The organism is Bradyrhizobium sp. CCH5-F6 (assembly GCF_001556045.1).
Lineage (GTDB): Bacteria > Pseudomonadota > Alphaproteobacteria > Rhizobiales > Xanthobacteraceae > Bradyrhizobium.
In genome coordinates this window covers 39,015-61,416 of record NZ_LSIC01000146.1, presented here as the reverse complement: position 1 = coordinate 61,416, position 22,402 = coordinate 39,015, and the positions used below count along the sequence as shown (strand labels likewise).

Annotated in this window: 22 protein-coding genes, 1 tRNA gene and 1 pseudogene; 15 read left to right on the top strand and 9 right to left on the bottom strand. The window is 64.5% G+C overall.

What is annotated here, in order from left to right; all coding sequences use genetic code 11:
* Nucleotides 1-640 precede the first annotated feature (640 nt).
* The 8 genes from AX729_RS26445 to AX729_RS26410 all read left to right on the top strand — a co-directional run bounded on the left by AX729_RS26445 (nucleotide 641) and on the right by AX729_RS26410 (nucleotide 9,784).
* The gene (locus AX729_RS26445) at nucleotides 641-1,798 is read left to right on the top strand and encodes a thiolase family protein (RefSeq protein WP_061027167.1); all 1,158 of its coding nucleotides are present in this window, start codon (nucleotides 641-643) and stop codon (nucleotides 1,796-1,798) included.
* Nucleotides 1,798-2,187 carry a Zn-ribbon domain-containing OB-fold protein gene (locus AX729_RS26440; RefSeq protein WP_028154920.1) on the top strand — a complete coding sequence of 130 codons (390 nt, stop codon included), beginning with the start codon at nucleotides 1,798-1,800 and terminating at the stop codon, nucleotides 2,185-2,187. Before AX729_RS26445 ends, AX729_RS26440 begins: the two co-directional genes overlap by 1 nt.
* A 195-nt stretch (nucleotides 2,188-2,382) precedes the next feature.
* Nucleotides 2,383-3,243 carry a MaoC family dehydratase gene (locus AX729_RS26435; RefSeq protein ID WP_061027166.1) on the top strand — a complete coding sequence of 287 codons (861 nt, stop codon included), beginning with the start codon at nucleotides 2,383-2,385 and terminating at the stop codon, nucleotides 3,241-3,243.
* A 75-nt stretch (nucleotides 3,244-3,318) separates the two neighbouring features.
* Nucleotides 3,319-4,197 (top strand): SDR family oxidoreductase, encoded by an 879-nt coding sequence (locus tag AX729_RS26430; protein ID WP_061027165.1) that lies wholly within the window; start codon nucleotides 3,319-3,321, stop codon nucleotides 4,195-4,197.
* Nucleotides 4,198-4,225: 28 nt separating this feature from the next.
* Nucleotides 4,226-5,179 carry a dihydrodipicolinate synthase family protein gene (locus AX729_RS26425; RefSeq protein WP_061027164.1) on the top strand — a complete coding sequence of 318 codons (954 nt, stop codon included), beginning with the start codon at nucleotides 4,226-4,228 and terminating at the stop codon, nucleotides 5,177-5,179.
* A gap of 4 nt (nucleotides 5,180-5,183) precedes the next feature.
* Entirely contained in the window at nucleotides 5,184-5,978 is a 795-nt protein-coding gene (locus tag AX729_RS26420) for an NUDIX hydrolase (RefSeq protein ID WP_061027163.1), read from the top strand.
* A gap of 80 nt (nucleotides 5,979-6,058) precedes the next feature.
* Complete coding sequence (locus AX729_RS26415) at nucleotides 6,059-6,973, top strand: DMT family transporter (protein ID WP_061027162.1); 915 nt, start codon at nucleotides 6,059-6,061, stop codon at nucleotides 6,971-6,973.
* A 123-nt stretch (nucleotides 6,974-7,096) separates the two neighbouring features.
* Nucleotides 7,097-9,784, top strand: a complete 2,688-nt coding sequence (locus tag AX729_RS26410; RefSeq protein WP_061027161.1) for a PAS domain S-box protein — start codon at nucleotides 7,097-7,099, stop codon at nucleotides 9,782-9,784.
* On the opposite strand, the gene AX729_RS26405 is transcribed toward AX729_RS26410, so the two are convergent.
* A complete protein-coding gene (locus AX729_RS26405; protein ID WP_061027177.1) occupies nucleotides 9,785-10,138 on the bottom strand; it encodes a GrlR family regulatory protein in 354 nt (117 codons plus the stop codon).
* Nucleotides 10,139-10,398: 260 nt separating this feature from the next.
* Between AX729_RS26405 and AX729_RS26400 the strand changes: the two are divergent.
* Nucleotides 10,399-10,884, top strand: a pseudogene (locus AX729_RS26400) (hypothetical protein); the annotation flags it as partial.
* A 45-nt stretch (nucleotides 10,885-10,929) separates the two neighbouring features.
* Here AX729_RS26400 and AX729_RS26395 read toward each other — a convergent pair.
* The gene (locus tag AX729_RS26395; protein WP_061027160.1) at nucleotides 10,930-11,316 is read right to left on the bottom strand and encodes a VOC family protein; all 387 of its coding nucleotides are present in this window, start codon (nucleotides 11,314-11,316) and stop codon (nucleotides 10,930-10,932) included.
* 177 nt (nucleotides 11,317-11,493) lie between these two features.
* Between AX729_RS26395 and AX729_RS26390 the strand changes: the two genes are divergently transcribed.
* The 3 genes from AX729_RS26390 (at nucleotide 11,494) to AX729_RS26380 (ending at nucleotide 13,023) form a co-directional block, all read left to right on the top strand.
* Nucleotides 11,494-12,066 carry a hypothetical protein gene (locus tag AX729_RS26390; RefSeq protein WP_061027176.1) on the top strand — a complete coding sequence of 191 codons (573 nt, stop codon included), beginning with the start codon at nucleotides 11,494-11,496 and terminating at the stop codon, nucleotides 12,064-12,066.
* Nucleotides 12,067-12,225: 159 nt separating this feature from the next.
* Nucleotides 12,226-12,798 carry a hypothetical protein gene (locus tag AX729_RS26385; protein ID WP_061027159.1) on the top strand — a complete coding sequence of 191 codons (573 nt, stop codon included), beginning with the start codon at nucleotides 12,226-12,228 and terminating at the stop codon, nucleotides 12,796-12,798.
* Between the two features lie 148 nt (nucleotides 12,799-12,946).
* Nucleotides 12,947-13,023, top strand: a tRNA-Arg gene (locus AX729_RS26380).
* A gap of 219 nt (nucleotides 13,024-13,242) precedes the next feature.
* On the opposite strand, the gene AX729_RS26375 is transcribed toward AX729_RS26380, so the two are convergent.
* The 5 genes from AX729_RS26375 to AX729_RS26350 all read right to left on the bottom strand — a co-directional run bounded on the left by AX729_RS26375 (nucleotide 13,243) and on the right by AX729_RS26350 (nucleotide 18,480).
* Nucleotides 13,243-13,992 carry an SDR family oxidoreductase gene (locus AX729_RS26375; RefSeq protein WP_061027175.1) on the bottom strand — a complete coding sequence of 250 codons (750 nt, stop codon included), beginning with the start codon at nucleotides 13,990-13,992 and terminating at the stop codon, nucleotides 13,243-13,245.
* 125 nt (nucleotides 13,993-14,117) lie between these two features.
* Nucleotides 14,118-15,032: an AraC family transcriptional regulator gene (locus AX729_RS26370; protein ID WP_061027158.1), complete on the bottom strand. Its 915-nt coding sequence runs from the start codon at nucleotides 15,030-15,032 to the stop codon at nucleotides 14,118-14,120.
* 82 nt (nucleotides 15,033-15,114) lie between these two features.
* Nucleotides 15,115-15,870 (bottom strand): class I SAM-dependent methyltransferase, encoded by a 756-nt coding sequence (locus AX729_RS26365; protein ID WP_061027156.1) that lies wholly within the window; start codon nucleotides 15,868-15,870, stop codon nucleotides 15,115-15,117.
* A 337-nt stretch (nucleotides 15,871-16,207) separates the two neighbouring features.
* Nucleotides 16,208-16,981, bottom strand: coding sequence for a siderophore-interacting protein (locus AX729_RS26355; protein WP_063817292.1), 774 nt, complete (start codon nucleotides 16,979-16,981; stop codon nucleotides 16,208-16,210).
* A 23-nt stretch (nucleotides 16,982-17,004) separates the two neighbouring features.
* On the bottom strand, nucleotides 17,005-18,480 hold the full coding sequence (locus AX729_RS26350; protein WP_061027149.1) for an MFS transporter: 1,476 nt from the start codon (nucleotides 18,478-18,480) through the stop codon (nucleotides 17,005-17,007).
* Between the two features lie 136 nt (nucleotides 18,481-18,616).
* Here AX729_RS26350 and AX729_RS26345 point away from each other — a divergent pair, with 136 nt between their 5' ends.
* Complete coding sequence (locus tag AX729_RS26345; protein WP_061027147.1) at nucleotides 18,617-19,588, top strand: LysR family transcriptional regulator; 972 nt, start codon at nucleotides 18,617-18,619, stop codon at nucleotides 19,586-19,588.
* 106 nt (nucleotides 19,589-19,694) lie between these two features.
* On the opposite strand, the gene AX729_RS26340 is transcribed toward AX729_RS26345, so the two are convergent.
* On the bottom strand, nucleotides 19,695-20,657 hold the full coding sequence (locus tag AX729_RS26340; RefSeq protein ID WP_061027145.1) for an AraC family transcriptional regulator: 963 nt from the start codon (nucleotides 20,655-20,657) through the stop codon (nucleotides 19,695-19,697).
* 286 nt (nucleotides 20,658-20,943) lie between these two features.
* Nucleotides 20,944-21,222 (bottom strand): hypothetical protein, encoded by a 279-nt coding sequence (locus AX729_RS26335; RefSeq protein WP_061027142.1) that lies wholly within the window; start codon nucleotides 21,220-21,222, stop codon nucleotides 20,944-20,946.
* Between the two features lie 254 nt (nucleotides 21,223-21,476).
* Between AX729_RS26335 and AX729_RS26330 the strand changes: the two genes are divergently transcribed.
* Nucleotides 21,477-21,887 carry a DUF3775 domain-containing protein gene (locus tag AX729_RS26330; RefSeq protein ID WP_061027174.1) on the top strand — a complete coding sequence of 137 codons (411 nt, stop codon included), beginning with the start codon at nucleotides 21,477-21,479 and terminating at the stop codon, nucleotides 21,885-21,887.
* Between the two features lie 40 nt (nucleotides 21,888-21,927).
* A complete protein-coding gene (locus tag AX729_RS26325; protein WP_061027173.1) occupies nucleotides 21,928-22,389 on the top strand; it encodes a host attachment protein in 462 nt (153 codons plus the stop codon).
* The last annotated feature ends 13 nt before the right edge of the window (nucleotides 22,390-22,402 follow it).

Sequence of the window (22,402 nt, the reverse complement as noted above, 5' to 3'; positions counted from 1 at the left end):
AAGGCGACGGGGGCAATAGTGCATCGCTCCCCGGGGAGAGCGCGACATAAGCCGTAAAGCCACTGCGCAGGGAAGGCCGGATGTTGGGCTTCACCTGTATGCCGCTGTGCATTTGTTCTTCGCGCATTCGCGCACAGCGGACCGTGGGTGCCCAGCCGGCACCCGGTCTTCCCTGCGCCCTTTGTTTTCGGAGGGAGCAAGACGGACGCAAATCTCGGGCGAGATGTGCCGCGAGGATGCGGAGGTGTGTCTGATCGTCATTGCGAGCGTAGCGAAGCAATCCAGAAATGCATCCGCGGAGAGATTCCTGGATTGCTTCGCTGCGCTCGCAATGACGGTGGAGAGGCCGGCGCACAATGCCAGGACCGTCATCCTGAGGTGCGAGCCTCCTCGGCGAGCCTCGAATGACGACGGCCCGCCTGTCACGGCGCGGCTGTCGAGACAGCCGGCCGGGCCGTGCATCCTTCGAGGCTCCCGGCGCGATGCGTTGCATCGCGCCACTCGCGCCTCAGGACGACGGAACGGGGAGTTGCGCCAACCCGCTGCCCTCTCGCCCGACGGAATATTTCCGCGCTTGCCAATCAGGCCATCGCGGTTCAGAAAAACCGAGCCAGAATAAGCGCAAGCGGAGACCTGAAGTTTGACCATCAAGGGCAAGGCCTACATTGCCGGGATCTACGAACACCCGACCCGGCATGCGCCGGACAAATCCACCGCCCAGCTCCATGCCGAGGTCGCCAAGGGCGCGATCGAGGATGCCGGGATCAGCAAGGACGATATCGACGGCTATTTCTGCGCGGGCGACGCGCCCGGCGGCGCCTGGCCGATGGTCGATTATCTCGGCCTCAACACCAAAAAGCTCCGTCACGTCGATTCCACCGAGACCGGCGGCTGCTCCTACATCATCCACCTCGGCCATGCCGCCGAGGCGATCGCGGCGGGCAAGTGCTCGATTGCGCTGATCACGCTCGCCGGCAAGCCGCGCACCGGCGCGATGCCGCCGCGGGCGCAGGGCGCCGAAGCCGATTTCGAAACCGCCTATGGCGCAACCACGCACAATGCCTACGGCATGTGTGCCATGCGCCATATGCACGACTATGGCACCACCAGCGAGCAACTCGCCTGGATCAAGGTCGCGGCATCGCACCACGCGCAATACAATCCGCATGCGATGCTCAAGGACGTCGTCACCGTCGAGGACGTGCTGAACTCGCCGATGATCTCCGATCCCTTGCATCGCATGGATTGCTGCGTCGTCTCCGACGGCGGCGGCGCGCTGATCGTGACGACGCCTGAGATCGCCAAGAGCCTGAAGAAGCCTCTCGTGCGCCTGATCGGCCATGGCGAGGCGATGAAGGGCCCGCGCGGCGGCAAGGATCTCGACCTCACTTATTCGGCCGGTATCTGGTCCGGCCCACGTGCGTTCGAGGAAGCCGGCATTACGCCGAAGGACATCAAATACGCCTCGATCTACGACAGCTTCACCATCACCGTCCTGATGCAGCTGGAAGACCTCGGCTTCTGCAAGAAGGGCGAGGGCGGCAAGTTCGTCGCCGACGGCAACCTCATCTCGGGCGTCGGCAAGCTGCCGTTCAATACCGATGGCGGCGGCCTCTGCAGCAACCATCCGGTCAACCGAGGCGGCATGACCAAGATCCTGGAGGCTGTGCGGCAGCTGCGCGGCGAGGCGCATCCGAAGGTGCAGGTCAAGAACTGCGATCTCGCCATCGCCCACGGCACGGGCGGCCTTTTGGGCGTTCGCCACGCCGCCTCGACCGCCATTCTGGAGCGCGTGTGATGAGCGAAGCAAAGAAATATCCGGCACCCGTCACGAACCCCGAGACCGCGGCGTTCTGGGACGCGGCGAAGCAGGGCAAGTTCATGATCAAGCGCTGCACCGCCTGTGGTGAGGCGCACTACTTCCCGCGCTCGATCTGCCCGTTCTGCTACTCCGACAAGACGGTGTGGGAGGAGGCGTCGGGCGAGGGCACGATCTACACCTGGAGCCTGATGCGGAAGTCGCCGACCGGTCCTTACGCGATCGGCTATGTCACGCTGAAGGAAGGGCCGTCGGTGCAGACCAATTTCGTCGACTGCGATCTCGAGAAGCTGAAGATCGGCCAGAAGGTGAAGGTGGTGTTCAAGCCGACCGACGGCGCGCCGCTGCCGTTCTTCACGCCGGCGTAGTTTCTTCCTTCCCCCCTTGTGGGGGAAGGTGGCGCGAAGCGCCGGATGAGGGGTATCGCTCCGCGGACAGAGCCTTCGATGCGGAGGCAACCCCTCACCCAAACGCGTATGTGACCGGCACCTCGTAGCCCTCTCCCACAAGGGGAGAGGGCGCATCAATGAGCGCCGGTGAGAATCCGGGGAGGAAACCAAAAAATGTCCGCCAGATACGAAGAGCTCAAAGGCCTGAAGAACATCGGCCAGAAATACGCCTACACCGATCGCGAGGTGATGCTTTACGCCTATGGCATCGGCCTCGGCGCCGATCCGATGGACGAGAAGGAGCTCGCTTTCGTCAACGAGGGCACGCTGACGCCGCGGCCGCTGAAGGTGGTGCCGACCTTCGCCTCCGTCGCCGCCTGGGGTTCGGGGCCGGGCGAGATGAATCTCAACCGCGTGATGGTGGTGGACGGCGAGCGCGACATCACCTTTCACCAGCCGCTGCCGGTCGCCGCGAACATCACCGCCGATTCCTCCGTGCTCGAGGTCTACGACAAGGGCAAGGACAAGGGCGTCGTCATCGTTCACCAGACCGTGCTGAAAAACGAGAAGGGCGAGAAGCTCGCCACGCTCGTGGCCTCGCGCTTTGCGCGTGGCGACGGCGGCTTTGGCGGGCCGAACCTGACCCAACCCGATCCGCACAAGATTCCCTCGCGCGCGCCCGACAAGACCATCGACATCACGACGCGCCCCGATCAGGCGCTGGTCTATCGCCTCTGCGGCGACCGCAATCCGCTGCACTCCGATCCGGAATTCGCGAAGAAGGCCGGTTTCCCGCGCCCGATCCTGCACGGCATGTGCACCTACGGCATCACCTGCCGCGGCGTGCTGCAGACCTATGCCGATTACGATGCGAGCGCCTTCCGCCAGCACGTCGCGCGGTTCTCCTCTCCGGTCTATCCCGGCGAGACCGTGACCATGGACCTCTGGAAGGACGGCAACGTCATCTCGTTCGAGGCCAAGGTGAAGTCGCGCGGCGTCACCGTGATCAAGAACGGCAAGACGGTGCTGGGTTAGGTGGGCACCGGCGTCTCACTCCCTCTCCCCGCAAGCGGGGAGAGGTGAAAGAAAGACAAACAGGGAGAAGCGACCATGGGACTGCTCGACGGCAAGGTTGCGCTGATCACCGGCGCGGGCGGGGGACTCGGTGAGGCCTACGCAAGACTGTTCGCGCGGGAAGGGGCCTCGGTCGTCGTCAACGATCTCGGCGGGCCTCGCGACGGCTCCGGCGCCGACAAGTCCATGGCGCAGCAGGTGGTCGACGCGATCAAGGCCGAGGGCGGCAAGGCGGTCGCGAACGGCGCCGACATCTCCACCATGGAAGGCGGACAGTCGGTGTTCGACGACGCCATCAAGCATTTCGGCCGCGCCGACATCCTCGTCAACAACGCGGGCATTCTGCGCGACCAGACCTTTGCAAAAGCCTCCGAGGCCGATTGGGACAAGGTCATCAAGGTCCACCTGAAGGGCACCTTTTGTTGCACCCTGCCGGTGTTTCGCTGGATGCGGGAAAACGGCGGCGGCGTCATCGTCAACACCTCCTCGACCTCGGGGCTGATCGGCAATTTCGGCCAAAGCAACTATGGTGCGGCCAAGGGCGGCATCTGGGGCCTGTCCAACGTGCTGGCCATCGAGGGGCGCAAGTACAACATCCGGGTCTGGACGCTCGCCCCGGGCGCCCTGACCCGCATGACCGCAGACCTGCCCCGCTATAAGGAGAACCCCGGCGCGGCGCTGGGGCCGGACGGCATCGCGCCGGCCGTGCTATACATGGTCAGCGACTTGTCGGGCGACCAGACCGGCAAGGTGCTGGGCGTGTCCGGGCCCCGCGGCGTGCGCGAAATGCGGATGATGGAAATGGAAGGCTGGAAACCGCCGCACTCGGGCTGGAACGCCCAGGACATCGTTGAGCATGCCAAGGAGATCTTCTTCTCCGAGGAGCAGATCAAGATGGGGGCGCGGAGGTTCTAGCCAACACGCTAGAGAGACAAGGACCACGATGAAACTCACCGCCGACGCCAAGGGCACTTTCGCAATCGCGCCGACGCCGTTCCACGACGACGGCCGGATCGATGAGCGCTCGATTGACCGTCTGACCGATTTCTACGAGGAGGTCGGCTGCGACGGCGTCACGGTGCTGGGCATCCTGGGCGAAGCGCCGAAGCTCGACGCTGCCGAGGCCGAGCAGGTGGCGGTGCGTTACGTCAAGCGCGCCAGGAAGATGCAGGTCATCGTCGGCGTCTCCGCGCCGGGCTTCGCGACGATGCGCTCGCTGGCGCGTGCCTCGATGGATGCGGGCGCGGCCGGTGTCATGATCGCACCGCCGCCGAGCTTGCGCACTGACGACCAGATCGTCGGTTATTTCAAGCAGGCGGCCGAGGCGATCGGCCCCGACGTGCCCTGGGTGCTCCAGGACTATCCGTTGACCCTCTCGGTGGTGTTCACGCCTGCCGTGATCCGCAAGATCGTCATGGACAATCCGAACTGCGTGATGCTCAAGCACGAGGACTGGCCGGGCCTGGAGAAGATCTCGACCCTGCGTGGCTTCCAGAAGGACGGATCGCTCCGGCCGCTCTCGATCCTCTGCGGCAACGGCGGCACGTTCCTCGATTTCGAGATGGAGCGCGGCGCCGACGGGGCCATGACCGGCTATGCCTTCCCAGAGCTCCTGATCGACGTCGTCAACCTCTCCAAGGCCGGCAAACGCGATGCCGCGCACGATATCTTCGATGCGCATCTGCCGCTGATCCGCTACGAGCAGCAGCCCGGCGTCGGTCTGACCGTGCGCAAATACGTGCTGCAGAAGCGCGGCATCATCTCCTCCAGCGCCCAGCGCAAGCCCGGCGCGACCATGACACCGACCGCAAAGGCCGAGGTCGACTACCTCCTGTCGCGTGTCGCCCGTTATGACAAGCGCGCCAATCTCGGCCCGCAATCCAGCGCTGCAGGTTAATTGAATGGCAGAGACATCGGCATCCCGCCCGGCCTCAACGATCCTCCTGCTGCGCGACGGCGCGCAGGAGGTGGAAGTCTTCATGATGGTTCGCCATCATCAGATCGAGTTCAATTCGGGCGCGCTGGTGTTTCCCGGCGGCAGTGTCGATGCCGGCGACAAGGAGATCGTCGCCCGCACCGAGCTATATTCCGGCGGCGAGGGCCTGAGCGAAGAGGATCGCGGCTTCCGGATCGCCGCGATCCGCGAGACCTTTGAGGAGAGCGGCATCCTCCTGGCGCGGCCGAAGGGCTCGACCGCTGAGATCGATGGCGCGCGCGCCGGCGAAATCGCCGACAAGCACCGCCTCGCCCTCAACGAGCACAACATCAGCTTCCAGAGCATTCTCGCCGACAACGGCCTCCAGCTCGCGCTGGACACGCTCGTGCCCTACGCGCACTGGATCACGCCGGAAGGTATGCCCAAGCGCTTCGACACCTGGTTCTTCCTCGCGGCAGCTCCCCCCGATCAACTCGGCGCCCATGATGGCCGCGAGTCCACGGATTCGATCTGGGTCTCGCCGCGCGAAGCGGTGGAGGGCGGTGAGAGCGGCCGCTTCAAGCTGCCGTTCCCGACCACGCGCAACCTGATCCGGCTCGCCAAGCAGCCAAACGTGAGCGCCGCAATCGAGCACGCCCGCGGGCTGTCCATCGTCACGGTGATGCCGGTCATGACCAAGACCGAAACCGGTCGCCAGCTCCGCATTCCCCGCGAGGCCGGCTATGACGGCGAGGTGTTCGAGGTCGGCGCGGTCGGCTAGGACACTTCGATACCAAGCGAAGTATCGAGAGCTGCGGGTGCGCTAGATTCCGTCCATTGCAAATGGATGGGACGCATCGGATGGACAGCAGGCAGGACACGAGCATCGTCGTGGAGCTGGCGCTGCTGGTCGCGCTCGCGACGCTGTGGGGCAGTTCCTACACCTTCATCAAGCTCGGCGTCGCCACCATCCCCCCGATCACGCTGATCGCAGCGCGCACCGCGATCGCCGGAGTGCTGCTGCTCGTCGTCATGCGGGCGCGGGGCATCGAGATGCCGAGGGATGCCGCGACCTGGCGTCGCTTCGCGTTCCAGGCCGTGCTCAACAGCGTGATCCCCTGGACGCTGATCGCCTGGGGCGAGCGCCATGTCGATGCCGCGCTCGCTACCATCCTCAACTCGGCCGGGCCGATCTTCACCTTCCTGCTCACGGCGGTCGTCACGCGCCACGAGGCGACGACGCCGCGGAAGCTGTTCGGGGTCGTGGCGGGAATGGCCGGCATCCTGCTGATCGTCGGCGTCGATGCCTTCCGTGACATCGGCAGCGGCCTCGTCGCCGAGGCCGCGATCGTCGCTGCCACCATATGCTATGCCTGCGCCGCGATCTTCGGTCGCAGCTTCAAGGACCTCGATCCCATGGCGCCGGCGGCCGGCTCGCTGCTGGCGGGTGCCGCGGTCCTGATCCCGGCTTCGCTGGTGCTCGAGCAACCCTGGACGCTGTCGCCCTCGCTGTCTTCGACATTGGCTCTGCTGGCGCTCGCAGTGTTCTCGACCGCAGCAGCGTTCGCGATCTATTTCCGCCTGATCCAGACTCTGGGTTCGGTCGGCACCACCGCGCAGGCTTACCTGCGCGTCCCCATCGGGGTCGCCATCAGCATCGTCTTCCTGGGCGAGACCCTGGGCCGGACCGCCTGGATCGGACTTGCCTGCGTCGTCCTTGGCGTCGCTGCCATGACGATCCCGGCCCGCAGGGCACCCAGCAGAAAACCATCGTAAGGCCGAAGCTTAAAAGGGCGTCCGGCCCAAATATTAAGGATGTTCCGCGTCCCGAGGCATGTTCCCCCCGGGCGGCAATACGTCGTATATTGGGGCTCCAGCAGCCCGGTCCTCAAACCACCAATGTCCGCCGAATTGACGCCGCCCCCTGAGAAAAGGCGAACATTCTCGCTCTCCATCGGCCAGCTCACCTTCGGCAGCTTCCTGTTGGTGCTGGCGGTGATCATCGTCACGTCGACCGCGAGCGTGATCGCGATCCGGCACATCGATACCACCTTCGCCGAGCTGCAGCGGCTCCAGAGCGTCGGGGACCTCGCCGAGGATATCGACCGCCGCATGAACGAGCTGCGGCTTGCCGCCCGCGACTTCGTCACCGACCCCGGCGCCGGCATCCAGTTCCAGCAGGTCGGCGAGGCGGCCTCGACGCTCAGCGACATCCTGAAGAAGACCCGCATCGAGCTCGCGCCCGAGCAGCAGGACATGATCGACGGGGTCACCGAGCGGCTTGCGACCTACCGCACCGGCCTCGAGCGGATATCCGCCCTTATCGATCGCCGCGCCCAACTGCTCGCCGGCCTGCCGCCGCTGCGCGAACAGTTCGACTCAGTCGTCGCAGGCACCGCGGATCGCGAGCTGGCGTCCCGCCTGTCCGAGGCGCAGAGCCGAATCGCGCTCGGGCTGCTCGCGCGCAACCCGTCCGCGGCCGAGCAAGCGGCGCAGGGGATGCGGGCGCTCGACATTGGCGATGCCAGGCTGAAGTCGGCGGTGAACGATTATGCCGAGGCCATCATGGCAGTGGCCGTCCGTGAGAGGCAGATCGCCGACATCGATCGCGAGGTGTTGGGAACCGAAGGCCGATTGATCGGCCGCGTCACGGAATTGCTGCGTGAGGTCAGCTCCCGGCGCGGCCACGTGCTCTCGCGCGATTTCGCCCGCACCCTGACCGAGGCGCGGTGGCAGAGCATCGTGCTCGGTACGGTCGGCGTGCTGATCGGCATCGCCGCCGCGCTGTTCGTGGTGCGCAGGACGGTCCGTCCGCTCGCCCAGATCGCGCGGTCCATCCGCGCCCTGGCGGCCGGCCGGAAAGACACATCGATCCCGTCCGCCGAGCTCGACAACGAGATCGGCGACATCGCGCGGGCGGCCGAGGTGTTCCGCCGCGCGCTGGAGGAGGCCGACATGGCGCGCGAGGCGGCGGTACACGCCCTCACCGAACAGCGCCTCGCCGAAGAGAGTTACCGGAAGCTGTTCGAGGGCTCGGTCGACGGCATCTATGTGACGACGCCGGCCGGTGACCTCCTCAACGCCAATCCGGCCCTGGCGCGGATGATGGGCTATGACACCCCCCAGCATCTGATCGACAGCATCAACGACATTGCCCACACGATCTACGTCCATCCCGAAGCCCGCGCCGAATATCAGCGACTGATGGCGCGCGACGGCATGGTGAGGGAGTTCGAGTACCAGGTGCGCCAGCGCGACGGCAACATCCTGTGGCTCTCCGACAGCGCCACGGGCGTGCGGGACGAGCAGGGCAACATCGTCCGCTACGAGGGCACGCTGCGCGACATCACCGACCAGAAGCGCGCGGAAGACGCCATCGCCGAAGGCCGGCGCCTGCTCCAGCAGGTCATCGACACCGTGCCCGCGGTGATCAACGTCAAGGATCGCAACCTGCACTACGTGCTGATGAACCGCTACATGGCCGGCATCTTCAACATCGAACCCGGGGACGCGATCGGCCGCACCACCGCGGACCTGATGTCGCGCTACGGCGCGGCCAAGTCCGACGAGAACGACAAGAAGGTGCTCAAGCTCCGCAAAGGGCTCGGCTTCTACGAGGAGGAGTACAAGGACGCGGCAGGCAACATGCGGCAGTGGCTGGTCAACAAGCTGCCGCTGCTCGATGCCGAGGGCGAGATCGAGCGGATCGTGACCGTCGCGCTCGACATCGGCGAGCGCAAGCGCGGCGAGCAGGAAATGCGCAAGGCCAAGGAAGCCGCCGAGACCGCGCTGCGCAACCTGCGTGAGACCCAGGCCTCGTTGATCGAGGCGGAGAAGCTCGCCGCGCTCGGGCGTCTGGTCGCCGGTGTCGCCCACGAGGTCAACAATCCCGTCGGCATCAGCCTTACGGTCGCCTCCGCGCTGGAGCGCAAGACCGCGATGTTCACCGCGGAAGTCGAGCGCGGCGAGTTGCGCCGCTCCACGCTCAACGACTTCCTCAGCACCAGTCGCGACGCGTCCTCGCAGCTCGTCTCCAACCTCAACCGCGCCGCCGAGTTGATCCAGTCGTTCAAGCAGGTCGCCGCCGACCGCAACTATTCGGACCAGCGCACTTTCGACCTGGGCGACCTCACCGAGCAGGTGGTGATGAGCCTGCGACCGGGCCTGCGCAAGCACAATCTGACGCTCAACGTCGAGTGCCAGCCTGATCTGACCATGAACAGCTATCCCGGTCCGTACGGCCAGGTGCTGACCAACCTGTTTCTCAATTCGGTGGCGCACGCCTTCCCGGACGGCCGGCCGGGGACCATCGAGATCCAGGTGCGTGAGTCCGGCAAGGACAATGTCGAGATCATCTTCTCCGACAATGGCTGCGGCATGTCGCTGGACGTCCGTCGCCGTGCCTTTGATCCGTTCTTCACGACGCGGCGCGACCAGGGCGGCACCGGTCTCGGCCTGCACATCGTCTACAGCATCGTGACCAATCGGCTCGGCGGACGGCTCGACCTCGATTCCGAGCCGGGCGGCGGCACGCGGATCCAGATCATCCTGCCGCGCGTAGCGCCGCTCGAGCAGGCGGCCGAATAGCTAATCGACGTCGGCTAGCTTGTGCAGCGTCGCGCCAAAGATCTGGCTGGCCTTGCCGACCAGCGCGGTCCCCGTCATCTCCCCGCGCGTCTCCGTGAAAGTGCCGCTGACGCCGATGCCGACCGGGGCGGGGCCGCCGAACAGCGGATTGTCGTTGCCCCGAGGCGAGGTGTGCCGTTGCACCAGCACCTCGCCCTTGAAGGTGTTGTTGTCCTTCACCGTGTAGCTGCCGGTGTAATAGAGGTAGGCATCGCCGCCGAGAATCTTGCCGTCGCGGAAAAGAATCACGCCGCTGCCCTTGCCGACTCGACCATCGAGCAGGGTCACGTGAATTGAATAGAGGCCGTTCTTCATAACGTCCCGCAGGTCGGCCGCCATCGCCCAATGGCGCAACCGGTCCGGCTTTTATGCCAAAGGTCATCACCTCGCGCAACGCGGCAGTTTGCCGGCCGGTCGCGGAGCCTGGAGCGGCGAGCCGTCGTTGTCCCGGCTTGCGCGTGAGGCCGTCACGACGGCCTGATGATGAGGCGAGGCCCGCCGTTGCTAATCAGAGTTGGCCCGCGAAATGCATGATCATTGTTGCACTGGCCGCGGGGTGCTGGAGCAAAACGAACGTGAGCAACTGGATCGATTCCGGCGGCGATGAGCCGCGTCTGTACGGTGCGCGTCCCACGAATTGCAGAAGCGAACAACGGCGGATCGGCCGTGCGATACGCCGGGGAAATCCGACAAGGCTGGCATTTGCCTTTGCCTTGATTGCGCTCCTGGCCCCTTTGGGGCACGCGCGCGACCGCGGCCAGTTCGTCAACACCAATGCCGAATTGAAGGCATGGTTCGACAGTCTGCGCAGCGGCAAGGGGCCTTGCTGCTCCGATGCCGACGGTTCGGCGCTCTCCGATTCCGACTGGGACAGCAAGGATGGGCACTATCGAGTCCGCGTCCCGCGCTATGGCTACGCGCTCGACGGCCAGCAGCAGGAACTCGTCTGGGTCGACGTGCCCGAGGAGGCCGTGATCTCGGAGCCGAACCGGGTGGGCCGCACCATGGTCTGGCCGATCTACGGCTACATGGGCGTCAGTATCCGCTGCTTTATGCCCGGTAGGCGTCAGTCGTCCCCGTCGCAGCCCGAGACTGCCGGCGCCGCGTCAGGTGTATTTACTGTCGCGCTCGAGCAGCTCGATGGAGATGCCTTCTGGACCGCGGATGAAACAGATGCGCACGCCGGGCCGGATGGTCGTCGGCTCGCGCGTGAAGGTGACTCCCTTGGCCTTGATCTCGGCGGCGACGGCATCGATGTCCTTCACCGTCAGACCAAAATGGTCGAGCCCCTGATGCGGATGCGGGGGCGGCGGGTTGACGGCGCCGTCGCCCTCGAGCGGTGCGATGAAGATCCTGGCCCCGCCGAGGTTCACGTCGATCCGTCCGGGCGCGCGCACGATCTCGCCACCAAGGATGTCCCGCAGCCAGGCCGCCGTAGCCTCCGGATCGGGGCTGCGCAGATGGACGTGATCCCAGGTGACGGCGATCGGCATTTCATGTTCTCCAACGGGTCTTTCGATTTTGCGGCGGATGTTAGCGGCCTCGGCCAGTGGTCGCCACCGTCCTTGCCGACTCGCATCACGTGCGGGAACCTTAGTTCCTCTGCAGGATTAAGGTAAGCAGTGGCCGAGTCCGTCCTTGATGGTGCGTCGGTCGCGAACGGTGCAGCCATGAATGCCACGCTCGACCGGATCGGATTGAGGCGCTTCGCCGGCACCGGCGAACGATTGGCCCGGGCCGTGACGATTGCGAGCGTCTCGTTTGGCCGGAGCGTTCTTTGGTTGATGGCGGCAATCATTGTCGGCTGTGGCATCTGGATGCTGTTGCCTCTTGCCCCAGGCAATAGTGCTGAGCCGGTGAGGCCGGAACTGGCCGCTGTGGAAGCAGCTCCCTCGGGCGATTCGTCCGCGGTCGCGTCGCCGGCGTCCGAAGCTCGAGCACCGGCGACGGCAGAACTCGATCGTCTCAGGATTTCATCGCAGACCTGGCGCCGCGGCGGCCTCGGCTCCAAAGCCCTGGTGACGCTCACGCTGCGTAACGACAATGACTATGCCGTAAAGGATGTCGAGATCGTCTGCGCCTTCACGCGGCGCGACGGCAGCCATCTCACCAACCGCAGCCGCGTGCTGGCGGACCCCGTCAGCATGAAGAGCCGCAAGACTTTTGTGCGTGTTCCCGTCGGCTTCGTTAACGTGAATGCCGATCAGGCAAGATGTTCGCTGGTTGCAGCACGCCGCGCCTAAATGCGGCGTGTTCCGGTAGCGGAAAAGTTACTCTTTTCGGTCCTTGGCAAAAAACCATGCATCGCCATTTGAACCGGAAGGCTGGCCAAGGAACCAATTGAGAGATCGCCTGTTGAGGCGGATAGCCCACGCGGGGATGCGGGGGGCGGAGCGCGGCCAATGCCCATTTTTCGGTATTTCATTTTCGTCGGTGGAGCTTTGCTCGCACTGCTGTTCGCGGCGGATTTCGTTTTCCCGACGGCGCCCGTAGAGCAAGCCGTCGCGACCGCAAGCAACGACCAGCCCCTGATCCGAATCCGGTCCGATCGTCACCTGCCTGAGAGAGTCGTGCTCGACACCAACCAGCCGACGATCGCCGCACCCGCGGTGAAGACCGCCGCAGTTGAGGCTCCACAGCCGCCGGTACAGGAGGGCGTGTCGCCGGCTTTCGCCGAGATGTCGGCCAAGACGCGGGTGCGCGAGACGTTCGCGCAGTTCACGCCGGCCCCGAAGGCCGAGACCGCCGCAGTCAGGAGGGCCGACGCGAGGCTGCAGGCTCAGGCCCAGCAAGCTCAGGCTCAGCAAGTCCAAGCCCCAGCCCAGGTCCCGCAGGCTTCTCCGGCCCAGGCTCAGACCACCCAGGCTCAGCCCAAGCGCAAGGTCGCCAGGACGCAGCCGTCGCCGCCGCCTGGCCGGCCGATGATGCGGGTAGCGCAGCAGCCGCATTTCGGTCTCTTCAACACGACCTGGTGAGAGCCGGCCGCGTCCCGCCTCGATCGAGGCGGGAAGGGCTTTTTATTCGCCAGCCTCTCTGCTAATTCGAACGCGTCCGAACGCCACCCGGTGCTGGCTCGCCAGCCACGGTCCGGCGATGTCGGTTGCGGTCCAATCCCCGGGCCGGGCGCTCGTAGCTCAGCTGGATAGAGCATCGGATTTCGATTCCGAGGGTCGGAGGTTCGAATCCTTCCGAGCGCGCCAAACCCCTTATTGCACGCTGGAATGCGCGATAGCTGCCGACTGTGCGCTGGGCAGCGCGCGCGGAACCGCCATCCTTCCAACAAGGAGAGAAGACGGCGGCATTCGGCGGAGAAAAGTTGGGGTTCCCAGACGGTGTCTGCCATAGAGGAACAGGCGGCACCGGCAGGGAGGCCGATGCCACGATGTGATTGTCCTGTGATGATCAGGAGGCTTTTGCGCTCACCGATAACGGGCTTCATAGAGTGCGACAGCGTCGGCACCACCTGGAAAATGAACCCGGTCTGACGAGTCGTGAACGGCGGTCCAGATAGCCTCGGCGACCTCCGTTTCCTTCGTTGTCATGGCGGGGTGGGCAAATTCCGCGAAGATGGGCGTCGCGAAGCCGGCATAGGCAGGGGGGATCAGGTCTTCGATCCTCAGGTCCGTATTCTGCGCGAAGCGCGTCGTGGGGGCATAGCCGGGCGCGATCAGCTTCGCGCGCACATTGAAATACTCAAGCTCATGCGCGAGCGAGCCGGTAAAGCCCTCGATCGCCTGCTTGCTGGCGGTGTAGGCCGCCGCCAGCGGCATGGCGGCCAGCGTCACGCTCGAGGTCACGTTGACGATCACGCCGGACCGGCGTTCACGCATCTGCGGTATGATGGCCTGGCACATGGCCATGACACCGAACGTGTTGGTGGCGAAGATCTTCCGGACATGAGCCATGGGCGTCGCCTCGAACGCGCCGACAACGCCGATGCCGGCATTGTTGACCAACACGTCGATCGGCCCCGCCGCTGCTACGGTGGCGGCGATATTCTCGTCATTCGTCACGTCGAGCGGCAGAAGACGCAGCCGGGGTGAGGCAGGGAAAAGGCCGGGGTCCGGGCGGCGCATCGTTGCGACGACAGTCCAGCCCTTGTCGAGGAAATGGCGCGCCGTCTCCAGGCCGTAGCCAGAGGATGTGCCGGTGATCAGGATCGTTTGCATGGGAACCTCCATTTGTTTCGGATGCTCCCTTGATAGCCCCGATCACCTAGACGATATATAATCAAAAATCCATTTTTTGTTTTCAATCGTCTATATCGACAACGGAAGTCGCTCGCGCATCGGTCTCAGGCGTGGTTGGCGCTGCCATTTATCCGGGCAAATTGTCCCGGCGGGCAGCCAAGCCGCTTGCGGAACGCCGTGCTGAAGGCGCTGGCGGACTCGTAGCCGATGTCGTCGGCGATCCGGTCGAGTGTCTTTGCCCCGCGCAGCAATGCATCTTTGGCCAGCGCCATGCGCCAGCGGACGAGATATTCGATCGGGCCGCAGCCAAGTATCGCCCCGAAGCGCGCGGCAAAGGCGGAACGCGATTGGCCGGCAATGCGGGCAAGGCTTGCCACGGTCCAGTCCGCGCGCACATCCGCATGCATGGCAGCAAGCACGCGCGCCAAAGCCGGATCGCGCATGCCATGCAGCAGACCGGCGCGGCCTTCACCCATCGTCGTTTCCTGCGAGCGAAGGGCCTCGATGAGAAGAACTTCGAGCATGCGCTGGAGCATCATGTCCTTGCCCGGCGCGGCGCCATGGCACTCCTCCGCGATGATATCGATCAGCCGACCAAGCCGTGCCGATCGCCCTTCGGACGGAGGAACATGGATCATGCGCGGCAACAGGGCCAGCAGCAGCGGCGCGTTCGCCGCCTCGATGCGAAACGTGCCGCCCAACGACTCGAAGTCTGCTTCGCCCTCCTGCTCGCCATGGCGGACGGGCACATCCATCGGGTCTGTCGGCGTTCCGGCCATGCCGGGGTCATTGCTCAAGGTAAAGGCTGGGGTCGAGGGCAGCAGCAGAAATGCCCCCGTCTCCAGCTTCAAGGGCTCCTCACCCTCAAATGCAATCCAGCATTCGCCTTTCAGAATGATCGTGAAGCCCGGGGCGTCGTGGGCGGCGTAGCGCACGGCCCATGCACCTCGACCGGAGATGGGCTTCGAGATGGCCGTGTTCGGCCGAAGCAGGGCAATCACATCGCTGAGTGGATCCATGTGGATGATCCATAGATTATTGGGACAATAGCTTATGGGTCGTCCAAGGCAGCAAGTCCAGCCTGCCTGACGGCAGGCCTGGCTACACCTTACGATAGGCAAACATGCTCGTCTTATAAGGGAAGGAAATTTCGCCGCCCTTTGAGAGTTCAGGGGTTCGCACGAACAGCGCCCGCACCTGCTCTTCGACTTCCGCCTGTTTCTGCTGCGGCAGGGCCGCGATGAAACTGACGGACAATGTCCTTTTGACAATGACCTGTTCTGCCGTTCGGACATGCGCATTGCGGGCATGGCGCTCATCGATAAACTCAAACCCCGGTGCGGGAAATACGCGACGCCATTCGCCCGTCACGTAGCGGGGCGTATTTCCTTCCCACTTGTCCGTGATGGTGGACAGTTCGGCGACCCATGGCACAGTCTCATCCCGCCCGTTCCAGATGAGTCCCAGCACGCCACCCGGCGCGAGAACCCGCCTGATCTCCTGCAAGGCGGCTGCGTTTGCGAACCAGTGGAAGGCCTGTGCGCAGACGACGGCATGAACGGACGCGTCAGGCAAAGGGATGGCTTCCGCCGAACCTGCCAGAGCCTCGACCTCCGGAAAGTCGGCCGTAAGTTGCGCGCGCATGGCATCGATGGGCTCAACGGCAACGAGCGTTCCTCCGCATTGCCGCAGCACGGACATGAACTTTCCGGTGCCGGCACCCAGTTCCAAGACCTTCCGGCCGGGTCCGACACTCACGATGTCGCGCAACCAGTCCAGCGCCTCGGGCGGATAGCCAGGTCGCCCGCTGACATAGGCCGTGGCACCGGCCTTGTATCCTTCAGATGATGTATGCATCGCGATAGTCCTTGCTTGGTGGAATTTTGTCCGATCGTCGGGGCGGGTGCATTTAGGCGGATTTAGAGGGCTATAGCGTAGACATAGTTCTCATCATCACCTGGCGCAGCGCACCAAATACCGCCGTTGCCCCCGAGGCCGGGGCCCGGCAGCAAGCCGTCAACGATCGTGATCACATCGAGCATCGCGCCGTCGACCCGGGCGCGGTCCCCGACGGTCGCTTCACTAAGCGCTGTGTCCGGCAGCGAGTGCGGCACACACACTCTCTCTTCGGCGAGTTGCAGGCGAACTCGAGGCTCGGATGGACCAGAAGAGACTTCTCTGGACACGCGAACTATCACTGGTCCCCCTCGCTATCACGGAAATCAGTCTCGCCCTTCTTCCAGTAGCCGGACATCGTGAGCCTCGTGCGTGGGATGGCGCGGTCGAGCTGGAAGTGGCGGCGGACGGTGCGGACGACGGAAGCTTCTGCGGCAAACCAGACCTCGCTCTTGGGTTCCGGCAACTCTGCCGCGATCATCGCCTCGGCGAGCGCCGTGGCTGCGCCTGCCTCCCGACCGTTGCGGGGGAGCCAAGTAACCTCGACGTCAGCTTTCGAATGGATGATCTGGACGTCGGCATCTTCGGGAATCTCTAGGAAAACATCGACGGAGAGACCGGCCGGCAGAGACTCAAGGATTGAGCCTATTGCGGGAAGCGCCGTCTCGTCACCGCCGATCAAGAGGTGCGTGAGGTCCGGGTCAAGCCGGAAGCCGGCGCGCGGTCCGGCGATCTGGACGACGTCACCCGGCCTTGCCGCCTGCGCCCAGATCGAGCACGGGCCGTCGCCGTGGAGTACGAAGTCGATGTCCATCTCGCACAAGTCCTCCCGGAAATGACGGATGGTGTAGGCGCGTCCGCTCGGCTTCTCGATCCCCGGTGTCGGCACGAAGACCTTGACCCATTGCGCAGGTCGGCGGACGGGAAAGTCCGTCAGCGCCGTCGACGCAAGCGTGATGCGCCGCATGTGCGGGCTCATCTCTATGGTCTCGCGCACTTCCGAGACTCTGAGGCGCCGTTCGGGCGGGACCGGGCGCTCGGCGCCCGATGATGGTGAATTCTGCCGTTGCATGGGGATCATCCTTTGCTGCCGGGTCAGGTGTGACGCCGCCGCGGGCGAAGCGTGGTGAGGGAAAGAAGGAACGCCGCCGCCGCCATGGCCGCCGCGATTCGGAAGGCGAAGCGCATGCCCTGCGCCAGGGTGTCGGGCGTGGCCGAGGCCGCATCGCCGACGGAATGGGCGAACAGCGCACCCATCAGCGAGGCGCCGGTGATGAGACCGAGATTGCGGGCGAGCGCCAGCAGACCGGAGATGAGGCCGCGCTGTTCGGGCCGCGCATCAGCCATGACGGCGGTGTTGTTCGGCGTCTGGAAGAAGGCGAGACCGACGCTGATGAACAGGATCGCGACAATATAGGTGGCAACTCCAACACTGAGCGACACCCACGACATAGCGAACGCACCAATGGTGAACAGCGCCAGCCCGATGACCATGGCGAGCTTGGCGCCGATGCGGTCTGCGACGGTGCCGGCCGGCACGCCCATGATGGCTGCGGCGAGCGGGCCGACGGTCATCACGAGGCCGACCATGCGGGTGTCGAGGCCCAGCGCCTTCGACAGGAAGAACGGTCCGAGTACGAGCGTCGCCATCATCACCGCATAGACGAGCACGCTCATCACCATGCTGGTGGAGAGAAGCGCGTTGCGGAACATGGACAGCTTCAGAAGCGGCGCGCGCGCCTTGACCTGTACCGCGAGGAACAGGGCGAGCCCGATGAGCGCGCCCAGTCCGAGCTGAAGCACGAGCGGCGACGCGAACCCCTGCTTGCCTGACAAGGTCATGGCGAGCGAGTAGGCGCCAAGCGTCAGGGCGAGCAGGATCGTGCCGAGCCAGTCGAAGCGCGCCGCCGAGACCGGATGCTTCGGCGCGTCGACGGCATTCGGTAGATGGCGACTGACCAGCAGGAAGGCGAGAAGACCGAAGGGCAGGTTCACCCAGAACACCGTCTGCCAACCGAAGGCGGCCAGCGCCAGCGAGCCGAGCGAGGGTCCAAGCGCGATGCCGAAGGACACCATGGTGGAGAGCACGCCCATGGCAAAGCCCGTGCGCTCCTTCGGGAACACTTCGCCGACGAAGGCAAAGGAGAGTGCCATCAGGATTGCGCCGCCGAGGCCCTGGCCGGCGCGGCCGGCGATCAGCAGCGGCAGGTTGGCAGAGAGCGCGCAAAGCACCGAGGCCGCCATGAAGATAGCGAGCCCCCAAAGATAGAGCCGCTTCTTGCCGAGCTGATCGCCGAAGCGGCCGACACCGACGATCAACGCGGTGACGACGAGCAGGTAACTTACCACCACCCACTGAACAGCACCGAAGTCGACTCCGAGGTCCTTCACCAGCGTCGGCAAGGCGACATTGATGATGTTGGTGCCGAGCTGGGAGAGGAGGATGGCGAGCGACAGACCGGTCAGCACCATTCCGGAGCGAACGGGGCGGTGGTGGGACGCGGGGGCATGGGTAATCCCCTGTGCGGTGGGATCTGGGTGAAAAGCGGAGAAATCGGGCGGTTTGGTCATCGGGTGTCCTATCGGAAGCGTCCCTTTCGGGATCATTGCGGTTCCGTCTTTCGATAGCCCTCGACGTCATTTGCATACAGTGCAATGTATCTATTATATAATTGCATAAGAAGCACTTATGCGAAGGAGGCGGCCCATGCCCGCCAAACAGGCTCCCAAACGGCATGTCCCACCCCTCGACATGAACCTGCTTGTGACGCTCGATGCGTTGCTCGCGGAGGGCAGCGTTGTCGGTGCAGCACAGCGGCTGAACCTGTCGTCGCCGGCGATGAGCCGTCAGCTCGCCCGTATCCGACACCTGCTCGGCGATCCGGTCCTCGTACGAGCCGGGCGCGGACTGGTGCCGACGCCGCGCGCGGAAGGTTTGCGCGAGCGGCTGCGCGCTCTCGTGACGGAGGCCGAGGCGCTGGTGCGCGGCGAGGACGATCTCGATCTCTCCCGCCTGGAGCGCACCTTCGTCATCCGTGCCAATGACGGGTTCGTCGGGACCTTCGGGGCGACGCTGTCGTCAATTGCCGCGCATCAGGCCCCGCATGTCCGGCTGCGTTTCGCCCACGAGGACGAGGAGGATGTCGAGGCGCTGCGTGAAGGCAGAATTGACGCCGATGTCGGTGCTATCGGTGCAATGGGACCGGAGATCCGCTTGCAGGCGCTGTTCCACGACCGTTTCGTCGGTGTGGTGCGCCACGGTCATCCGCTGGCGGAAGCAATGACCCCCGAAAGCTTCGTATCCTTCCCGCATGTCTCGGTCTCGCGGCGCGGACGCTTCGCGGGACCGATCGACGAGGCATTGTCGGCCCTCGGACTCCAACGCTTCGTTGCGATCGCAGTCGCCAATTTCGCGGATGCGCTGGCGATCGTCAGGACAGCCGACCACGTGGCGGCCGTGCCTGCCCATCTTACCGAACCAGCGCGCGTCAATCTTCATAGCTTCGAATTGCCGGTGAAGACCGATGCGCTCGCCATCTCGCTCGCCTGGCACCCGCGCTTCGACGCCGATCCCGCGCATCGCTGGCTGCGCGGCATCGTGCGCGAGACCTGCGGTCGAAAGGCGCAAGAGTCACTCAAATCACTCTCCAATCTGACTCCGCTTAAGGGAGAGCAATAGCGTAGAGGTAGTTCTCATGATCGCCCGGCGCGGCGCCGGCAATGGCTGCTGTTCCCAGCTATGTGCCAGGACGACCTGAGGCGGGGCAGCGTAACGGTTGGCGGCCTCAGCCTGTCAGGAAGCCGGTCTGCCGGCCGCGCGCCAGCGTATCCGACGGCGCCTCGTGGAAGGTCGCGCGGTAAGCCGCGGCAAACTCGCCCATGTGATGGAAGCCCTGGGCGCGTGCGCAAGTGGCGACGGTGGCACCGCCGCCCTTGAGGAGGCGGGCGCGAGTCGCCCACAGCCTTTTCAGGCGAATGTACTGGTGAAGGCTCATGCCACGCACCTTGCTGACGGCGCCGCCGAGCGTCCGGATCGAGACGCCAAACTCGCCGGCGAGATCGGCCGTATAGATCGGAGCGGTCGGATAGGTCGCGACGTAGTCGTCGATGCGCCGCACGAGCTTGATCGCTCGCTCGCTCTGGATCGAGGCGCTCCGATCCGACATCTGATCGATCCGAAATAAATCGTCGAGCGCGAGCAGCAGGCCTTCCTGGAGATGGGCCGCAACCTCGGTTTCGAACAGGCACGGCTGCACTGACGCGGTGCGCAGGATATCGACCAGGAGTTGTCGGGCGTGGAGCAGGGCGGGCCGGTTCGCGACATGGGCCCGCAAATGGTCGGCGCGGTCGAACCAGCCCCGGTCCCCCAGCTCGGGGGAGAAGATGATCATGGCATGGTGATTGGTGCGCGGCTCGACGAAATGGCACCCATCGTTGCCGCGGAGCGCAACGAAGAAGCCGGCGTCGAGGTCCACTCCCTTGAAATTGACCTGAAGGTCGTCGGTCATGGACAGGATCACCATCCCGCCCGGCATACGATAGGCGGTGTCGAGGATGCGCGCGAACGATCTCATCATGATGATGCGGCACGCCGGCAGGGAGACGACGGCGCGGGCCGCCGCGAAGTTCGGGATGTCGAGCGGAATGCTTCTCGCATCCTCCATCGTCTCGATAGGCCGAAACGCATCGATGTCGGAAAAGCCGATCAGTTGAAGCGCGGAGGATGGAGCGAGGTCGTCGAACAACATGGTTCTGGCCGGCTGCTGAAATAAGACAATCAAATGAACGTCGATGCGCCATCAATGGCGAAACATCGCGTTTCAGTAAACCGGTTTCCGGGCCGTAGTATTGCGGACATCATGCCATGAAGTCCGACGGATCAGCGTGACGGGCGAAGGACGAACTCCGTCGCTTCGTCTATGCAGAATGACGTTACCGGCTCATTTCAACTTTGATCCGGATCAGATCCGGGCCGGGAGCTGCGCGAGACATGATCTCGCAAAAGCGAAGGGGCCCTGAGGGCCCCTTCAAACGTCACCAGCGGCGATAACCGTGGTAACCATAATAGCGCGGGCCGTAATAGCGCGGCGGTCCATAGTACCGTGGGCCGTAATATGGCCGCGGTCGGTAATAGCCGTAGTAGTTCGGGCGCCACCAGCACTGCCCCCACGCGTTGCAGACCATGCGGACCTGCTCGACGCCGGAGACCTGCGGTGTCGCAGGCGCGGGCGCGATGGGCATGGCGGACGCCGCCGACGATGCCGCGAGGGCGCCGAACAGGGACGCGGCGACGAGGCCAGTCTTGATATTCATGATGTCTTCCTCCGCTTATGCGATGCAAGATATCGAAGCTGTTCCGTCAAATTGTGGCGGAACCAAAATGTAATGGTGATGAACAAACCTTCAGCGAGCCGGCCGGCCCTGAGTCCCACCCGCCAGCTGGCTCAGGCCACGGGTCGATGCTGCCCCTTGGACCTTGATCCTGCGCAATTCGCAAGTTTGCCTTGGCTCCTACTGTTGCCGACATGACAGCGGCGTAGTGCCTGCTGCGGGGCAAGGTGAGCTGGATGCGAGTCATTCCAAATCTGTCGATCTCGCCGGAGAAGGTTTTCTTCGTCGTCTCGAAATCGCGCCGGTCCGACAGCGAGGCAGCCGGAAGTGGCGTCATCCTGGAGTCCGGCGACGACGACCTGAGCTATGGCCGGGGCGGGCGCGGTGAAACCACCGACCGTGCGGAACTCGCGGGCTTTATCCGCTCTCTCAATGTCGACGAGCAGATTGATCTCGTGGCGCTGACCTGGCTCGGTCGAGGCGACGGTGATCTCTCCAATTGGCGCGAACTGCACGCCCAGGCCGCGCAGGCGCACAACCAGCGCACGGCCTCCTACCTGATCGGCACGCCGATGCTTGCCGACTATCTGGAGGAGGCAATGGCGCAGTTCGGCAAGTCATTCGAGGAATTCGAAGAACATCTCTGATGCGGACGCGGCATCGATGAGTTTCAAGGAGAAGTCTGCAATGGACAAGATAAGAATCGACAAGGGTGACTGGCTGGTCGTGTGCGACGGGCGCAAGGCGCTCATTCTAGAGAACCTCGGCGACCATATGTTCCCGAACCTCCACACCCGGGAAGTGCACGAGCAGTCCAATCCATCGACCAGCGCGCAAGGCAGCGATGCCCCGGGGCGAATGCAGCCGGCGGCCGGCGGAGCGCGCAGCTCGGTCGAGCAGACCGATTGGCACGATGAGGCAGAGCGTGCCTTCCTGCGTGGATTGGCCGGCCGGCTCGATGCTGCCGTCAGCTCCGGCGAGACCAAGGCCCTGACCATGGTGGCCTCACCGCGCGCGCTCGGCATGATCCGCGCCGACTATTCGGATGCGGTGCGCAAGGCGCTTCAGGGGGAAGTCGGCAAGGACCTCGTGAAGCTCCCGGTCTATGAGATCGAGAAGCAATTGCTGCTGTCGGGTGCCGCGAAATAGGCCCCCGCCGGGC

Excerpts from the sequence above, each read along its gene's own strand:
- AX729_RS26440 (WP_028154920.1), top strand. The coding sequence starts at position 1,798 with ATGAGCGAAGCAAAGAAATATCCGGCACCCGTCACGAACCCCGAGACC.
- AX729_RS26435 (WP_061027166.1), top strand. The coding sequence starts at position 2,383 with ATGTCCGCCAGATACGAAGAGCTCAAAGGCCTGAAGAACATCGGCCAG.
- AX729_RS26430 (WP_061027165.1), top strand. The coding sequence starts at position 3,319 with ATGGGACTGCTCGACGGCAAGGTTGCGCTGATCACCGGCGCGGGCGGG.
- AX729_RS26425 (WP_061027164.1), top strand. The coding sequence starts at position 4,226 with ATGAAACTCACCGCCGACGCCAAGGGCACTTTCGCAATCGCGCCGACG.
- AX729_RS26420 (WP_061027163.1), top strand. The coding sequence starts at position 5,184 with ATGGCAGAGACATCGGCATCCCGCCCGGCCTCAACGATCCTCCTGCTG.
- AX729_RS26415 (WP_061027162.1), top strand. The coding sequence starts at position 6,059 with ATGGACAGCAGGCAGGACACGAGCATCGTCGTGGAGCTGGCGCTGCTG.
- AX729_RS26410 (WP_061027161.1), top strand. The coding sequence starts at position 7,097 with ATGTCCGCCGAATTGACGCCGCCCCCTGAGAAAAGGCGAACATTCTCG.
- AX729_RS26405 (WP_061027177.1), bottom strand. The coding sequence starts at position 10,138 with ATGAAGAACGGCCTCTATTCAATTCACGTGACCCTGCTCGATGGTCGA.
- AX729_RS26395 (WP_061027160.1), bottom strand. The coding sequence starts at position 11,316 with ATGCCGATCGCCGTCACCTGGGATCACGTCCATCTGCGCAGCCCCGAT.
- AX729_RS26390 (WP_061027176.1), top strand. The coding sequence starts at position 11,494 with ATGAATGCCACGCTCGACCGGATCGGATTGAGGCGCTTCGCCGGCACC.
- AX729_RS26385 (WP_061027159.1), top strand. The coding sequence starts at position 12,226 with ATGCCCATTTTTCGGTATTTCATTTTCGTCGGTGGAGCTTTGCTCGCA.
- AX729_RS26375 (WP_061027175.1), bottom strand. The coding sequence starts at position 13,992 with ATGCAAACGATCCTGATCACCGGCACATCCTCTGGCTACGGCCTGGAG.
- AX729_RS26370 (WP_061027158.1), bottom strand. The coding sequence starts at position 15,032 with ATGGATCCACTCAGCGATGTGATTGCCCTGCTTCGGCCGAACACGGCC.
- AX729_RS26365 (WP_061027156.1), bottom strand. The coding sequence starts at position 15,870 with ATGCATACATCATCTGAAGGATACAAGGCCGGTGCCACGGCCTATGTC.
- AX729_RS26355 (WP_063817292.1), bottom strand. The coding sequence starts at position 16,981 with ATGCAACGGCAGAATTCACCATCATCGGGCGCCGAGCGCCCGGTCCCG.
- AX729_RS26350 (WP_061027149.1), bottom strand. The coding sequence starts at position 18,480 with ATGACCAAACCGCCCGATTTCTCCGCTTTTCACCCAGATCCCACCGCA.
- AX729_RS26345 (WP_061027147.1), top strand. The coding sequence starts at position 18,617 with ATGCCCGCCAAACAGGCTCCCAAACGGCATGTCCCACCCCTCGACATG.
- AX729_RS26340 (WP_061027145.1), bottom strand. The coding sequence starts at position 20,657 with ATGTTGTTCGACGACCTCGCTCCATCCTCCGCGCTTCAACTGATCGGC.
- AX729_RS26335 (WP_061027142.1), bottom strand. The coding sequence starts at position 21,222 with ATGAATATCAAGACTGGCCTCGTCGCCGCGTCCCTGTTCGGCGCCCTC.
- AX729_RS26330 (WP_061027174.1), top strand. The coding sequence starts at position 21,477 with ATGCGAGTCATTCCAAATCTGTCGATCTCGCCGGAGAAGGTTTTCTTC.
- AX729_RS26325 (WP_061027173.1), top strand. The coding sequence starts at position 21,928 with ATGGACAAGATAAGAATCGACAAGGGTGACTGGCTGGTCGTGTGCGAC.